The sequence below is a fragment of the Sphingobium sp. PNB genome (assembly GCF_019873065.1).
Classification (GTDB): Bacteria; Pseudomonadota; Alphaproteobacteria; order Sphingomonadales; family Sphingomonadaceae; genus Sphingobium; species Sphingobium fuliginis.
Genome location: NZ_JAINEZ010000033.1, coordinates 1 through 14,343, shown reverse-complemented (window position 1 = coordinate 14,343; position 14,343 = coordinate 1). Strand labels below are relative to the sequence as shown.

General features: G+C 67.1%; 13 protein-coding genes. 8 read left to right on the top strand and 5 right to left on the bottom strand.

What is annotated here, in order from left to right; translation table 11 throughout:
- Positions 1-51 precede the first annotated feature (51 nt).
- From K7W03_RS12885 to K7W03_RS12865, 5 genes are read left to right on the top strand one after another with little or no spacing between them, the layout of a single operon-like run.
- The gene (locus tag K7W03_RS12885; protein WP_044660934.1) at positions 52-450 is read left to right on the top strand and encodes a c-type cytochrome; all 399 of its coding nucleotides are present in this window, start codon (positions 52-54) and stop codon (positions 448-450) included.
- Entirely contained in the window at positions 447-1,682 is a 1,236-nt protein-coding gene (locus K7W03_RS12880) for an iron-containing alcohol dehydrogenase (RefSeq protein WP_044660933.1), read from the top strand. The genes K7W03_RS12885 and K7W03_RS12880 overlap by 4 nt, the downstream gene beginning before the upstream one ends.
- Positions 1,683-1,702: 20 nt before the next feature.
- The gene (locus K7W03_RS12875; RefSeq protein ID WP_222886497.1) at positions 1,703-3,187 is read left to right on the top strand and encodes an NAD-dependent succinate-semialdehyde dehydrogenase; all 1,485 of its coding nucleotides are present in this window, start codon (positions 1,703-1,705) and stop codon (positions 3,185-3,187) included.
- 53 nt (positions 3,188-3,240) lie between these two features.
- Positions 3,241-5,310 carry a PQQ-binding-like beta-propeller repeat protein gene (locus K7W03_RS12870; protein WP_044660931.1) on the top strand — a complete coding sequence of 690 codons (2,070 nt, stop codon included), beginning with the start codon at positions 3,241-3,243 and terminating at the stop codon, positions 5,308-5,310.
- 33 nt (positions 5,311-5,343) lie between these two features.
- Positions 5,344-5,820: a c-type cytochrome gene (locus K7W03_RS12865; RefSeq protein WP_025548698.1), complete on the top strand. Its 477-nt coding sequence runs from the start codon at positions 5,344-5,346 to the stop codon at positions 5,818-5,820.
- Between the two features lie 33 nt (positions 5,821-5,853).
- Here K7W03_RS12865 and K7W03_RS12860 read toward each other — a convergent pair whose 3' ends face one another.
- Both K7W03_RS12860 and K7W03_RS12855 read right to left on the bottom strand, forming a co-directional pair.
- The gene (locus K7W03_RS12860; RefSeq protein ID WP_025548697.1) at positions 5,854-6,636 is read right to left on the bottom strand and encodes an enoyl-CoA hydratase; all 783 of its coding nucleotides are present in this window, start codon (positions 6,634-6,636) and stop codon (positions 5,854-5,856) included.
- Positions 6,633-7,820, bottom strand: a complete 1,188-nt coding sequence (locus K7W03_RS12855; RefSeq protein WP_065846314.1) for a CaiB/BaiF CoA transferase family protein — start codon at positions 7,818-7,820, stop codon at positions 6,633-6,635. Before K7W03_RS12855 ends, K7W03_RS12860 begins: the two co-directional genes overlap by 4 nt.
- Positions 7,821-7,967: 147 nt before the next feature.
- Here K7W03_RS12855 and K7W03_RS12850 point away from each other — a divergent pair, with 147 nt between their 5' ends.
- Together K7W03_RS12850 and K7W03_RS12845 are read left to right on the top strand one after the other, a co-directional pair.
- Positions 7,968-9,893, top strand: coding sequence for a pyrroloquinoline quinone-dependent dehydrogenase (locus K7W03_RS12850; protein ID WP_065846313.1), 1,926 nt, complete (start codon positions 7,968-7,970; stop codon positions 9,891-9,893).
- Between the two features lie 9 nt (positions 9,894-9,902).
- Entirely contained in the window at positions 9,903-10,232 is a 330-nt protein-coding gene (locus tag K7W03_RS12845; protein WP_065846312.1) for a c-type cytochrome, read from the top strand.
- A gap of 45 nt (positions 10,233-10,277) precedes the next feature.
- Here the strand turns inward: K7W03_RS12845 and K7W03_RS12840 are convergent, their stop codons facing one another.
- Both K7W03_RS12840 and K7W03_RS12835 read right to left on the bottom strand, forming a co-directional pair.
- Positions 10,278-11,294 (bottom strand): SMP-30/gluconolactonase/LRE family protein, encoded by a 1,017-nt coding sequence (locus K7W03_RS12840; RefSeq protein ID WP_140043192.1) that lies wholly within the window; start codon positions 11,292-11,294, stop codon positions 10,278-10,280.
- Positions 11,295-11,351: 57 nt separating this feature from the next.
- Positions 11,352-12,272 (bottom strand): cupin domain-containing protein, encoded by a 921-nt coding sequence (locus K7W03_RS12835; RefSeq protein WP_222886496.1) that lies wholly within the window; start codon positions 12,270-12,272, stop codon positions 11,352-11,354.
- Between the two features lie 102 nt (positions 12,273-12,374).
- Here K7W03_RS12835 and K7W03_RS12830 point away from each other — a divergent pair, with 102 nt between their 5' ends.
- Positions 12,375-13,700, top strand: coding sequence for an MFS transporter (locus K7W03_RS12830; RefSeq protein WP_226870121.1), 1,326 nt, complete (start codon positions 12,375-12,377; stop codon positions 13,698-13,700).
- Here K7W03_RS12830 and K7W03_RS12825 read toward each other — a convergent pair.
- The gene (locus K7W03_RS12825) at positions 13,678-14,139 is read right to left on the bottom strand and encodes a hypothetical protein (RefSeq protein WP_048576751.1); all 462 of its coding nucleotides are present in this window, start codon (positions 14,137-14,139) and stop codon (positions 13,678-13,680) included. The genes K7W03_RS12830 and K7W03_RS12825 overlap by 23 nt on opposite strands.
- Positions 14,140-14,343: the final 204 nt, after the last annotated feature.

Here is a 14,343-nt window from a genome sequence, read left to right as displayed (position 1 = left end):
GCTTCGGTTCGGACATCGCGCGCATGGCGCGCACGACAGGAGGTTGTTTAGGTGAAGACTTGGATATTCGCTGTGGGCATCGGCGCGGTCATCGCCGGCACGGCGGTCGCCGCCCCCGTGCCGAAGGGAAATGCCGCGCATGGGCAGCAGCTTTTCGCGCGCTGCGCCGCGTGCCACAAGGTCGGGCCGAACCCGGCGCGCTCCATGGGGCCTTCGCTGAACGGCGTCGTCGGCCGCGTGGCGGGCAGTCAAGGCGGCTATGGCTATTCGCCCGCGATGAAGGCGTCGGGCATCAGATGGGACGAGGCCAGCATCGACAAGCTGCTGCAAGGTCCGTCGAAGCTGGTTCCGGGCACCAAGATGATCTTCCCCGGCATGGCCGCCGCGCAGGATCGCGCCGACATCATCGCCTATCTGAAACAATATGGCGCGGATGGTGGCAAGAAGTGAGCGACCTCCCTCCCGCCTTCGGCGCGCTGCGCCTGCCCCGCTCCGTCCTGTTCGGACGCGGGCAGCGCCACGCGCTCGGCTCCGCCGCCGGCAAGCTGGGCAAGCGCGCCCTGCTCTGCACCGACGAACGGCAGGCCGCCCAGCCTGAATTCCACGCCATGGTCGCGGACCTCCAGGCCCATGGGCTGGAGGTCCGGGTCTTCGACCGGACGATCCCCGACCTGCCGATCGGATCGATCAACGCCTGTGTCGAGGAGATGCGCGGCTTCGCCCCCAATCTGGTGGTCGGCATCGGCGGCGGCAGTTCGATGGACATGGCCAAGGTCGTCGCCGTGCTGCTGACCCATGGCGGCGACATCCGGTCCTATTATGGCGAATTCGCCGTGCCCGGCCCGGTCATGCCGCTGATCGCCATGCCGACGACGGCGGGCACCGGATCGGAAGTGACGCCGGTCGCGGTGGTGTCCGACGACGAGCGCGGGGTGAAGGTCGGCATCGCCAGCCCGCATCTGATCCCGCTGGTCGCGATCTGCGATCCGGAACTTACCGCCACCTGCCCGCCCGCCCTGACCGCCTGTTCCGGCGCCGATGCGCTGACCCATGCGGTGGAGGCCTATACGACGCTGGCGCGCCCCGCCGACCCGATGCTGACGCAGGATCATGTGTTCGTGGGCAAGAACCTGCTGTCGGATCATTTCGCGCGGCTGGCGGTCGACAACATCTTCCGCTTCCTGGAGCGGGCCTATCGCGACGGCAGCGACATGGAGGCGCGCGAAGGGCTGATGCTGGCGGCGCTGGCGGCGGGCTGCGCCTTCGGCACGGCGGGCACGGCCGCGGCGCACGCGCTGCAATATCCGGTCGGCAACCTGACGCACACCGCGCATGGCGACGGGGTGGCGACGCTGCTGCCCTATGTCATGCAGTTCAACCGGCCCTTCTGCGCCCCCGCCTTCGCCGAACTGGCGCGGACGGTGGGGCTGTCCGATGCGGCAGAAGAGGACATGTCGCAGGCGTTCATCGATGCGGTCGCGGACCTGCTTGGCCGCGTCAACATTCCACCCTCGCTCGCGGCGCTGGGGCTGAAGGCAGACCAGCAGGACTTCGTGGCGGAAAACGCCCTGAACGCCGCCCGGCTGGTCAAGAACAATCCCCGTCCCCTCGATCTCCCGGCGATGCAGAGCATCACCCGCGCCGCCTTTTCCGGCGAGCGGGCGGCGCTCAAGTCCGCCTGACTTCTCGAACAAGGTTTCCCATGACGACGCAAAGCTATAGCTGCACGACGACCGACGGCCATGCCGGTCCCTTCGCCATCCCGACCGACCTGCTGATCGGGGAGGCATGGGTGCCCGCCGCCAGCGGCAAGCGCATCGACATCCTCAATCCCGCGACGGAGGCGGTGTTGACCTCCGTCGCGGATGCAAGCCCGGCCGAGGGCATCGCCGCTGTCGACGCCGCCGCCGCCGCAGCGGCGGACTGGGCCGCGACCCCGCCGCGCAAGCGCGCCGACATATTGCTCGCCTGCTTCCATGCGATGATGGCGGAGCAGGAATGGCTGGCGCAGCTCATATCGCTGGAAAATGGCAAGGCGCTGCCCGACGCGCGGGGGGAGGTGGCCTATGCCGCCGAATTCTTCCGCTGGTATGCGGAGGAAGCGGTGCGCATCAACGGGGAGCTGGCCGTCTCGCCCTCCGGCGGGAACCGCATAATGGTGCAATATCAGCCCATCGGCATCGCCCTGCTGATCACGCCCTGGAACTTCCCGGCGGCGATGGCGACGCGCAAGATCGCCCCGGCGCTGGCGGCGGGATGCACCTGCATCCTGAAACCGGCCGAGGAAACGCCGCTGACGGCGCTCGCCGTGGCGGAGATCATGCGCCGGGCGGGCGTGCCCGCGGGCGTGGTCAATGTCGTCAACAGCAGCGATCCGGGCCCGCTGTGCAGCGGCATCCTGCGCGACCCGCGCGTGCGCAAGCTGTCCTTCACCGGATCGACCGAGGTCGGCCGCATCCTGCTGCGCCAGGCGGCGGACCAGGTCATCAGCTCCTCCATGGAACTGGGCGGCAACGCGCCCTTCCTGGTGCTGGACGATGCCGACGTCGAAGAGGCGATCGAGGGCGCGATGGTCGCCAAGATGCGCAATGCGGGGGAAGCGTGCACGGCGGCCAACCGCTTCTATGTCCAGCGCGGCATCCATGACGCCTTCGTCGCGAAGCTGGCAGAGCGCATGGGCGCGATGAAGATGGGCCCCGGCCTGGAGAGCGCGACCCAGTGCGGCGCGATGATCAACCGGCAGGCGATCGACAAGATCGAGCATCTGGTGGCGGATGCCGTGGCACGTGGCGCAAAGGTCAGGCTGGGCGGCAGGACGCCGGAGGGCGCGGGCTTCTTCTACCCGCCCTCGGTGATCGCGAATATCCAGCCGGGGTCGGAGATATTGACGACGGAAGTGTTCGGCCCGGTCGCGGCGGTGATCCCGTTCGACGATCCGGCGGAGGCGGTGGCGCTGGCCAATGCGACCGAATATGGCCTTGCCGCCTATGTCTATACCGCCGACCTCAAGCGCGGGCTGCAACTGGCCGAGCGGATCGAGGCCGGCATGGTGGCGGTCAATCGCGGCCTGGTGTCGGACGCCGCAGCGCCCTTCGGCGGCGTCAAGCAGAGCGGTCTCGGGCGGGAGGGCGGACATCACGGCCTGCTCGAATATTGCGAGGCGAAATATATCGCGGTGAGCTGGTAAGCCGCAGCCGGTCGACGGCACGGAAAAGAGAGAGGGAAGGGGCCGAAAGCGCGATGTTCAAGATGACCCGACGCAGGCTGTTGGGCGGGACGGTCGCCGTCGCCGCAAGCATCGGCACGGCCCCGATGCGGCGCGCCATGGCGCAGGATCTGCCCGGCGGGCCGGACACCGAATGGCGCCATTATGCCGCCGACCAGGCCAATACGCGCTATTCGCCGCTCGACCAGATCAACGCCGATAATTTCAGCGATCTTCAGGTGGCCTGGAGCTTCAAGACGGACATATTGGGGGCGCGCAAGGAATATCAGTTCGAACCGACGCCCCTGCTGGTCAAGGGGCGGCTGTTCCTGACCGCCGGGTCGCGCCGCGACTGCGTCTGCATCGACGCGGCGACGGGCGAACTGCTCTGGATGTTCCGCAAGGACGAGGGGCAGCGCGCGCTCAATTCCCCGCGCCAGCTTTCGGGCCATGGTTGCTCCTACTGGACCGACGGCAAGCAGGAGCGCATCCTGTTCGTGACCATCGGTTATCAGCTCGTCTCGCTGGATGCGGCGACCGGCATCCCCGATCCGGCCTTTGGCGTGAACGGCGTGGTCGACCTCAAGAAGGATTTCGATCAGGAGATCGATCCGGAAACCGCCGATGTCGGGCTGCACGCGACGCCGCTCGTCGCCCGCGACACGGTGGTGGTGGGGGCGGCGCATACGGCGGGCGACGTGCCGGCGGTGCGCAAGAATGTGAAGGGCTATGTGCGCGGCTTCGACGTGCGCACCGGCAAGCGCAAGTGGATATTCCACACCATCCCGAAAAAGGGCGAATATGGCTATGACAGCTGGCTGAACGGCGACGCCGACGAAGCCGGCAATGGCGGCGTCTGGGCGGAAATGTCCGCCGACGAGGAACTGGGGCTGGTCTATGTGCCGGTGGAGCTGCCCACCGGCGACGAGATGGGCATGTTCCGCCGCGGCAACGCCCTGTTCGGGGAGTCGCTGGTCGCGCTGGACCTGGAGACGGGCGTGCGGCGCTGGCATTATCAGCTCGTCCATCACGGCCTGTGGGACCGCGACATCCCCTGCGCGCCGATCCTGTGCGACATTCCGGTGAACGGCAGGACGGTGAAGGCGCTGGCGCAGCCGACCAAGCAATGCTTCCTCTATGTGCTGGACCGCACCAACGGCCAGCCGATCTGGCCCATTGTCGAGCGGCCGGTGGAGGCAGGCGACGTGCCGGGCGAATGGTATGCCAAGACCCAGCCATTCCCGACCAAGCCCCCCGCCTATGACGTGCAGGGCGTCGGCATCGACGACCTCATCGACTTCACGCCGGAACTGCGCGCGCAGGCGGTGGAACTGGTGAAGCAGTACAAGATCGGGCCGCTCTACACGCCGCCCGTGGTCAGCAAGCCCGGCCGCTGGGGCACCATATCCGCGCCCGGCATCCAGGGCGGGACCAACTGGCCGGGCGGCTGCTACGATCCGGAAAGCCATACCGTCTTCGTCTATTCGAAGACCCAGCCCTCCGTGATCGGCATCATCCCGAACGAAGACCCCAGCGTCTCCGAATTTCCGCATGTGCACGGCATTGCCGGGTCCGAAGTGCGACCGCAGGTGGCGATGGGCGCGGCGGCGCCGACGCCCTTCATGCGGCCCCCGGCGGCGAAGCCCGGTTCGGGGCCGCCGCCCGGTTTCCTGACCGTGCAGGGCCTGCCGCTGCTCAAGCCCCCCTATGGCCGCATCACCGCCATCGACCTTGGCAAGGGCGACCTCAAATGGCAGGTCGCCCATGGCGAGACGCCGGACAATGTCCGCAACCACCCGGCGCTCAAGGGCCTGAAGATTCCCCGCACCGGCCGGGCAGGCAATCTGGGGCCTCTGTGCACCAAGAGCCTGGTGATCTGCGGCGAGGCGGGCTTCTACACCAATGAATATGGCATCAGGGGCGCGATGCTGCGCGCCTATGACAAGGCCACGGGCGAGGAGAAGGGCGCGGTCTACATGCCTGCCCCGCAGAGCGGATCGCCCATGACCTATATGCTGAACAACCGCCAATATATCGTCGTCGCCATTGGCGGCGGCAATTACAGCGCCGAACTGGTGGCGTTCCGACTTCCAGGAATGGCTTGATGGCAGGAGTGGCTTAATGGCGGGAGTGGCTCGATGGGCAAGGTGACGCGGGGATATTGGCTGGCGGGCGCGCTGCTGCTTGCGGGCGGCGCGGTCGTGACGCGCGCGCAGGCGCCCGAGCGCCATGTCTGGACCGGGGTCTATACGAAGGATCAGGCCGAGCGCGGCAAGGCCGCCTATGCGGAGAATTGCGCGGCCTGCCATGGCGAAACGCTGGCCGGGATCGACGTCGCGCCCGCTCTGGTCGGGCCGACCTTCCTCAACAACTGGAACAACACGTCCGCCGGCGATCTGTTCGCGCGCATCCAGACGACCATGCCGCTCAACGCGCCGGGCAGCCTGGGCGGGCGGAAGGTCGCGGACATCGAAGCCTATATGTTCGAAGCCAACGGCTTTCCCGCCGGCGACCTGGCGCTGCCGCCCAATGCGGCGCTGATGCCCAATGTCAGGATCGTGGCGCAAAGGCCCGAACCGGCCAAGCCCGCGCCGGAATGCAAATGCGGTAAATGAGGGCCGGGCGGCGTCCCGCCGCCCGCTTCCCCATCAGGCGCCGGTCCAGTCCGGCACCTTCTTCGTGCGCGCCAGGAAATCGGACACGCCCCGCCGGAAATCGGCGCTGCCATAGACCTCCGCAATCAGATCCTCGACATCGGGCAAAGCCCCGAAGGCCATGCGCCGGATCGTCTCCTTCGTCGCGCGGGTGGTGAGCGGCGCATTTTCGGCGGCCCGCCGCGCCAGCGCGTCGGCCTCCGCATCCAGCGTCTCCCGCTCCACGATCCGCAGCAGGAAACCGCTGGCGAGCAGCTCCTCCGCCGTCAGCATCTCGCCCAGCAGCACCATGCGCTTCGCCCGTTGCACGCCGACCGCCGCGCCGATCCGAGCGACGCTGGCGGCGGAGAGGCAGTTGCCTATGGTGCGGCCAATGGGAGAGCCGAAGCGCGCATCGCGGGTCGCGATCCGGAAATCGCAGGCGGAGGAGATGTTGATGCCGCCGCCCACGGCCCAACCCTCCACGACCGCGATGGTGGTGCAGGGGATGGCGTCGACCGCGCCCATGCATTCGTCGATGTCGCGCTCATAATCGACGCCCTGCCGGCCGGTCGTATAATCCGCGAATTTGGAAATGTCGGTGCCGGATATGAACGCCTTCCCCCCGACGCCGCGGAACACCGCGACGCGGATGGAGGGGTCGGCCGCTATGTCCCGCGCCGCGTCGCGCAGGTCGTGCCACATCGCGCCGGTCAGCGCATTATGGGCGGCGGGATTGTCGAAGCGGATATGGGCCTGATTGCCCCGCTTCTCGTAAATGAGGCGCGCCTCGCTCATTTCGCGGCTTCCCGCTGCGGGGCGAGCAGGCCCTTTTCCACCAGTTCCTGCCGGATCAGGTCGCTATGTTCGTTGAGCAGCGGCGGGGGCAGGCGGACCTCCTGCGGCGTGCCCCGCATCTTCACCGGGAAGCCCAGCGCCTTGAATTCGCCTTCCACCGGATGGGGCACCTGCATCACCATCTCCCGCGCGACGGCCTGTTCGCTGGTCACCGCCTCGCCATAGTCGAGGATCGGCGCGGCGGGAACGCCCGCCGCCAGCAGGGCGTCGATCCATTCCTGCCGCGTGCGGGTGAGGAAGGTGGGCGCTAGATCATCGATCAGCGCGAGCCGGTTGACGACGCGGGCGGCGTTGCTGGAATAGCGCGGATCGTGCTGAAGCTCCGGACGCCCGAGGACGTCGAGGAAGGTCAGCCACAATCCCTGATTGGCCGCGCCGATGACGAACCAGCCGTCCGACGCCTGCATCGCCTGATAGGGGGCGGACATGCGGTTCGCCGAACCGATGGGCGTGGGCGACTTGCCCGTGCCCCAAAGCTCCGTCGTCTCCCAGATCGAAAGGCCCAGCGCCGCTTCCAGCAGGGAGGCGTCGATATATTGGCCCTGCCCGCTCTTTTCCCGGCCGATAATGGCGGAGAGGATGGCATAGGCCGAGAAAAGACCGGCCCCCAGATCGGCCACGGCGATGCTGTTCTTCGCCGGTTCCATGCCGGGAAAGCCGTTGGAGCTCAAAATCCCCGACATCGCCTGCGCGATCAGGTCGAAGCCGGGGCGCTGCGCCCATGGGCCGGTCTGGCCGAAGCCGGAAATGCTGGCGTAGACGAGGCGCGGATTGATCTTCGCCAGCGTGTCATAGTCGATGCCCAGCCGCGCCGCGACGCCGGGGCGGGCATTTTCCACCAGCACGTCGGCGCTCTTCACCAGCGCATAGAGCACTTCGCGATCGGCATCGTCCTTCAGGTTGAGGGCGATGCTGCGCTTGTTGCGGTTGAGCGCGAGGAAACCGGGGCTGTCATCCCCCTTCAGGCGGAAGCCCATCGAATGCCGGGTCGAATCGCCCGTAACCGGCGGTTCGATCTTGATGACGTCGGCGCCCATGTCGCCCAGCAGCATGCAGCAGAACGGGCCTGCCATGACCTGCGAAATGTCGAGTACCCTGATGCCCGCCAATGGCAGCGTCGCCATATTCCTTCTCCCTTATGCGCCATATGGGGGCGCCGATTTTCGGTCACAGATCATATTGTATATGATTTGACCCTCTGCTAGCATTCCCCTGACAAAAGAACAACCGGGCTTGTCGACCAAAGGTCAAACCCCGCCTTCAGGAGAGGCATGTCGTTGAAAATCACATCTTCGTTCCGCCGGTCCATCGCGCTGGCTTCCCTGATTTCCGTTGCCGCCGGCGCTTTGCACGGCGCAGCCACGGCGGCGCCGTCGGCAGATGCCGACTGGGCCGCCTATGGCCGCGATCCCGGCGGCGCGCGCCATTCGCCGCTCAGGCAGATCACGACCGCCAATGTGGGCACGCTGCGGCAGGCCTGGGTATATCATATGCGCCCGCCCGGCGTGACCGCCGATGTGGGACCGATGCCGGACGGCATGCGCGCCAAGTTCGCCACCGGATTCTCAGCGTCGGAGGCGACGCCGCTGGTGGTCGACGGCGTCATGTATCTCGCCACGCCCTATAATCGCGTCGTCGCGCTGGATGCCGCCACGGGGAAGGAACGCTGGGCCTATACGCTCGCGAACAAGGACCAGCCCTCGACTCGCGGCGTCGCCTATTGGCCCGGAGCCAGGGGGAAGGGCGCGCGCATCTTCTTCGGCACCCGGTCCGGCAAGCTGATCGCGCTCGATGCCGCGACCGGCCAGCCTGCCGCCGCTTTCGGGGAGGCGGGAATCGTCAACATGAAGACGCCCGAGGTGATGAACGGCCTGCGCGCCGCGCCGCTGGGCATGAGCAGCCCGCCCGCCATCTACAAGGACCTGGTCATCACCGGATCGCGGGTGCAGGAGATGCCGGTCAAGGGCGCGGCGGGCGATGTGCGGGCCTGGGACGCGCGCACGGGCAAGCTGGTCTGGACCTTCCACACCATCCCGCAGGCGGGGGAGAAGGGCGCGGACAGTTGGGAGGGCGACAGCGCGAAGGCGCGATCGGGCACCAATGTCTGGACCTTCGTGCAGGTCGATGAAAAGCGCGGCATCGCCTATCTGCCGGTCGGCGCGCCGACCTTCGACCGCTGGGGCGCTGACCGAAAGGGCGCCAATCTCTATTCCAACTCGGTGGTCGCGGTGGACGCGGCGACCGGCAAATATCTCTGGCATTTCCAGACCGTGCATCACGACATCTGGGACCTCGACCTGCCGACGCTGACGCTGGTCGACATCAAGCGCGGCGGGCGGGTCACGCCCGCGCTGGTGGCGATGAACAAGACGGCGATCATGTTCATCCTCGACCGCGTGACCGGCAAGCCGCTGTTCGACGTGCGCGAAGTGCCGGTTCCGACCGAGACCGACGTGCCGGGCGAGCAGCCCTGGCCGACCCAGCCCATGCCGGTCGCGCCGCCGCCGCTCACCCGCCTGTCCTATAATGCCGAGGACATATTGGATGTCACGCCGGAGCTGAAGGCCCGGTGCGAGGCGCTGGTCAAGAAGCTGAACATCACCCCCAGCAAGCCGTTCCAGCCGCTGCGCGCCGACAGCGCGATCAATTTCTTTCCCGGCAGCCTGGGAGGCGTGGACTGGGGCGGGGGCGCGTTCGACCCCGATCTGGGCCTCTACGTCATCAACCTCAACGAACTCGCCAGCCCACAGCAGTTGGAGCAGCAGCCCGACGGAAGCTGGGGCATGAAGGGCGGCTACGCCTATTTCGCGGACATGGAAACCGGCTTCCCCTGTCACAAGCCGCCATGGGGCGAGCTGGTGGCCGTAGATGTCGCCAAGGGCACGGTGGCGTGGCGCCGGCCCTTGGGCGACACCGGCCATCCCGCGCTCAAGGATGCGGGGATCACCAGCGCGGGCGGGCCATTCACGACATCGGGCGGGCTGACCTTCATCGGCGCGACCAAGGACCAGCGCTTCCGCGCGTTCGAAACGAAGACGGGCAAGCTGCTCTGGACGGCGGAACTGCCCGGTTCCAGCTACGGAACGCCGATGACCTATGCCGTGGGGAAACGGCAGATGGTCGCCGTCGTGGCGACAGGGGGCTTCGCCTTTTCACCGGCCACCAGCGACGAGGTGGTGGCCTATGCGCTTCCTTGAGGACATGACATGCGTAAAGTCGGACTGATGATCATGGCCCTGACCCTGCCCCTGATCGGGGCGGGGGCATTGGCCCAGCAGGCGCCTGCGACCGTAGCCGTGGCGCCGCCGCCGCCCGGCCCTGGCCTGGACCTGATCAACGAACGCTGCGGTTTCTGCCACACGACCGGGCAGGTTTTCCAGAAGCGGCGGAGCGAGGCGGAATGGGCGGCGACCGTGCAGGGCATGGCGGATCGCGGGGCCGAGGTCTCGCCGGAGGAGGTCAAGACGATCACGGCCTATCTGGCGAAAAATTACGCCCCCGCGCCCGGTGCCGGGCCGGGCGCGGGCGGCCGTTAAACGCGGTTCGGCCAAAGCGGGCGGCGCGTCGCCGCCCGCTGCCCTTCATTGACCCCCGGCGTAGAGCGGCAGCATTCCCTTCACCTTGCTGCGCAGGCGATAGATGCTGGTGCTGCCGGTGATATAGACCATGTGCCCATCCTCCGCGAAGGCCAGATTGGCCGCGGTTTCCGGCAGCCTGATCTGCCCCAGCACCTTGCCCTGCGGCGTGACGATGCGGATGCCGCCCGGGCCCGTCATCCAGATATTGCCGGCCGTGTCGACCTTCAGCCCGTCCGGACCGCCGCGACCGCCGGGGAAGCGGATCAGCTCGCGCGGCGCGGACAGGCTGCCGTCCGGGCGCACATCATAGGCGCGGATATACATTTCGGGGCCGTAATTGCCGACATAGAGGGTCTTGAAATCGGGGGAGAAACCGATGCCGTTGGGCAGCGTCATGTCGGTGATGACCGGCGTCAGCCTGCCGTCGGCATAGCGGAATACGGCGTTGAAGGGCAGTTCCTTGGCCGGGTCCTTGTCCATGCCGTTGAACAGGCCGAAGGGCGGATCGGTGAACCAGAGCGCGCCGCTCTTGTCGTAGACGAGATCGTTGGGGCTGTTCAACCGCTTGCCCTGATAATCCGATAGGAAGGGTTGCAGGCTGCCGTCCTTGCCGACCCTGACGATGCGGCGAGCGCCCATCTGCGTCATCAGCACCGTGCCGTCGGGGGCGGGGGCCATGCCGTTGGAGCCGATGCTGGCGCCCGCCGGGGGATTGGGCAGGCCGCCTGAATTGGCCACCAGTTCCTCCACCTTTCCATCCGGGCTGACGGCCCGCATCCTGTCCCCGGTGACGTCGGAGAACCAGAGCCGGCCCTCATGCCATAGCGGCCCCTCCGTAAAGCCGAAGCCGGTCGCCACCCGCTCGATCGGCGTGCCCGGCGCTATGATCGCGTCGAGCGCCGGGTCCAGCCGCTCGAAGGATGGCGCGGCGGCCGGTGCGGCGGGTTCCTGCGCCAGCAATGGCGCGGTCAGGGGGCAGAGCGCTGCGGCAAGCAGGGCGGCGCGAAGGCGGGATGACATGGCTTTGGTTCCTTCTTGGATGATCGAAAGGAGGGACGCGAGAGGATCGGCGCGATGTTACCGCCGCGGTTGCATGCGCGCTTCGGCTTCGGCGCGGTAGCGGGCCTTCGCCGACAGATCGCGCGCCACGCCGATCACCATCAGTTCGAGCGGCTGCGCGCCCGTCTGGCGGATCGCCCGCGCCTCGCCAAGGTCGACGGGCACGGCGTCGCCCGCGCTGATCGGTGCGGTTTCCCCGTCCAGCGACACTTCGCCCGTGCCGGAGATCACATAATAGACCTCGCTCATATCCGCCTGCATCCGGCGGCCGAGCGCCGCATTTGCGGGCAGCAGGACATGATCGACATAGGACCAGGGCGTCGAAAAGACCGCCGGTCCCAGCGCGCGGCGAAAGAGGACGCCGCCGGTCGCATCGGGCAGGGCGGCCGCCGCCGGCTTCAGGAGGGCGCGGTCCAGCCGCATGCTGATGAACTGCGGCACGGGATCGAGCGTCGCATCGGTGCGCGGGTCGCCCAGATCGAAATTGTCATAGCTCTTGGTCATGCCGACATTGATGTTCAGCCATTGCAGCGGCCTGTCGGTCGGATTGTAGATGCCATGGGCGTGCCCCTTGCGGTCGGGCACGCCGGCAGGCCCGGCCAGGCGCGAGGTGCGGCCGTCGATGGTGAACTCCGCCTCGCCGTCGAGGATGATGAACATCTCCTCGCAATCATTGTGGAAATGCTGGCCGATGCCGCTTTTCGGCGCGATCGTCCCGCGATGGACGAAGATGAGGTTGGTGCTGAGCGCATTGGCGCCGAGCAGCGGCCCGAACTTCATCGATCCCGCACCGCCATGGACGCCGTTCGCACCCCGCATTTTGTCCGGATCGCTGTGGCCGATACGTTGCGCCAGCGGCGGCGCGGCCTGCGCCATGGCCGTTCCGCCAAAAGCCATCAGCGCTGCGACCAGCGCCATGCGCGGCGTGCCCATGCCCATCTTCCCCTCTCCAATGCTTGCTCTTGCCTGCTGATGCCGACATACATCATCTTATCACGAATCATATAGTATATTGTTTGGCGCAGAAGCCAAGCGGGAGGGATGGTTATGAATGGAGCCGCGCGGTCCAGGGTCAGGCTGGGCCTGATCTTCCTGTTGTTCATCATCAGCGCGATCGCTTTTCTCGACCGCACCAACATCTCCGTCGCGGGGGTGGAGATGCGGAAGGAATATGCCATCGACCAGGTGCAGCTGGGCTGGGTCTTCAGCGCCTTCCTGATCGGCTATGCGCTGTTCCAAGTGCCGGCGGGCTGGCTCGCCGCGCGCTACGGTCCCCGCATCGTGCTGACCGGCGCGCTGCTCTGGTGGGGCGTGTTCACCGCGGCGACGGCGCTCATCCATCCGGAGGGCAGCGCCGCGCTGCTGCTGCTGGCGCTGACCCGCTTCGCGCTCGGCATCGGCGAGTCGGTCGTCTATCCGTGCGGTAACCAGTTCCTGTCGCGCTGGATACCGGCGCAGGAGCGCGGCAAGGCGAACGGGTGGATCTTCGCCGGGGTGGGCGCCGGCTCCGGCATCACGCCGCCGCTGATCACCGCGATCATCCTGTGGGGCGGCTGGCGCGCATCCTTCTATGCCTGCGCGGCAATGGGCCTTGCCGCCGCCGCCGTCTGGTTCTGGCTCGCGCGGGACCGGCCGCAGGAGCATCCGTCGGTGAACGCGGCCGAACTCGCGCATATCGAGGCGGGCCTGCCCCCGGCCAAAACGGCGTCGGCCGGACCCATTCCCTGGGGCGCCATATTTTCCAGCCGCAATGTCTGGGGCCTGTTCGTCAGCTATTTCGCCTTTGGCTATGTGATCTGGATCTTCTTCAGCTGGTTCTTCATCTATCTTGCCGAAGCGCGGCATCTGGATGTCAAATCCAGCGCAGTCTTCTCCATGCTGCCCTTCCTGTGCATGACCTTCGGCTGCCTGCTGGGCGGGGTCATCAACGACCGGGTGTCGGCGCGCTACGGCCTTTATTGGGGACGCTCCGGGCTGGGCGTGCTCTCCTTCGTGCTGACCGGCCTGTTCCTCGCCAGCGGATCGATGGTGGACAATGCGCCTCTCGCGGTGCTGATCCTGGCCGGGGGGGCGGGGGCGATCTACCTCTCGCAAAGCTCCTTCTGGTCGGTGACGGCGGACATAGCGGGCCCGCATAGCGGCGTCGTGTCCGGCTTCATGAACATGGGGTGCCAGATCGGCGGGGCGCTGACCTCCACCCTGACGCCGATGATCGCCGCGCAATTCGGCTGGACCGCCGCCTTCATTGCGGGGGCCGCCGTGGTGCTGGCGGGCGTGCTCGCCTGGGTGATCGTGGACCCGAACCGGCTGCTGGAGCAGCCGGCCGGGGAGGGCGCCCGGGCGCCTATTGGCGGCGCGACAGCCTGACGGTGAAGGGCTTGCGCCCTTCCATGTCGAAGAAGGTGGTGCCGAACGGCGTGCGGCGGACATGGATCACCGTCCCGACCGGCGGCGGGGGCGCGACGGTCGTCGTGTCGTAGGCGGTGCCGTCCTCCAGCTCCAGCCGGTGATAGCCGTGCCGCAGCGGGATCGCCGCCTTCAAGCGGCTGTCGAAATCCGTGCGGCTCTTGAGGGCGTCGCGACGGTCCTGATAGCTGTTGATCGCAGCCGCCGATGCCGCAGCGGGGGGCGCGGGAACGGGAATCGGGCGGCTGTCCTGGGCGGCCCGGCCAGACCGGCGATCGTAGCAGGCCAGGCGTTCCGACGGGTCGTCCAGACGCGCGCAGCCATCTTCCTGCGCCAGCGCGACACATTGCGGAAACAACGCAATCCCGCCGATCACGGCCAGTTTCCAGATGTGTTTCACGCCCTTCTCCTCTTTTCATGTCATAATTTGTTTGACTAATGCTCTAACATCATATCCTATATGATCAAATGCAAGACGCAAAAGTCTGCTCAAGGGGAGGATTGATGGCAATCATAAAGGCCGCATTCTATCTGTGTTCGCCCGCCCTGCTCATCCTGGGGGCGTCGGCCCAGACACCTGCGCCGGCACCGTCTGCGCCTGTCT

Excerpts from the sequence above, each read along its gene's own strand:
- K7W03_RS12875 (WP_222886497.1), top strand. The coding sequence starts at position 1,703 with ATGACGACGCAAAGCTATAGCTGCACGACGACCGACGGCCATGCCGGT.
- K7W03_RS12870 (WP_044660931.1), top strand. The coding sequence starts at position 3,241 with ATGTTCAAGATGACCCGACGCAGGCTGTTGGGCGGGACGGTCGCCGTC.
- K7W03_RS12865 (WP_025548698.1), top strand. The coding sequence starts at position 5,344 with ATGGGCAAGGTGACGCGGGGATATTGGCTGGCGGGCGCGCTGCTGCTT.
- K7W03_RS12860 (WP_025548697.1), bottom strand. The coding sequence starts at position 6,636 with ATGAGCGAGGCGCGCCTCATTTACGAGAAGCGGGGCAATCAGGCCCAT.
- K7W03_RS12855 (WP_065846314.1), bottom strand. The coding sequence starts at position 7,820 with ATGGCGACGCTGCCATTGGCGGGCATCAGGGTACTCGACATTTCGCAG.
- K7W03_RS12850 (WP_065846313.1), top strand. The coding sequence starts at position 7,968 with ATGTCGTTGAAAATCACATCTTCGTTCCGCCGGTCCATCGCGCTGGCT.
- K7W03_RS12845 (WP_065846312.1), top strand. The coding sequence starts at position 9,903 with ATGCGTAAAGTCGGACTGATGATCATGGCCCTGACCCTGCCCCTGATC.
- K7W03_RS12840 (WP_140043192.1), bottom strand. The coding sequence starts at position 11,294 with ATGTCATCCCGCCTTCGCGCCGCCCTGCTTGCCGCAGCGCTCTGCCCC.
- K7W03_RS12835 (WP_222886496.1), bottom strand. The coding sequence starts at position 12,272 with ATGGGCATGGGCACGCCGCGCATGGCGCTGGTCGCAGCGCTGATGGCT.
- K7W03_RS12830 (WP_226870121.1), top strand. The coding sequence starts at position 12,375 with ATGGTTATGAATGGAGCCGCGCGGTCCAGGGTCAGGCTGGGCCTGATC.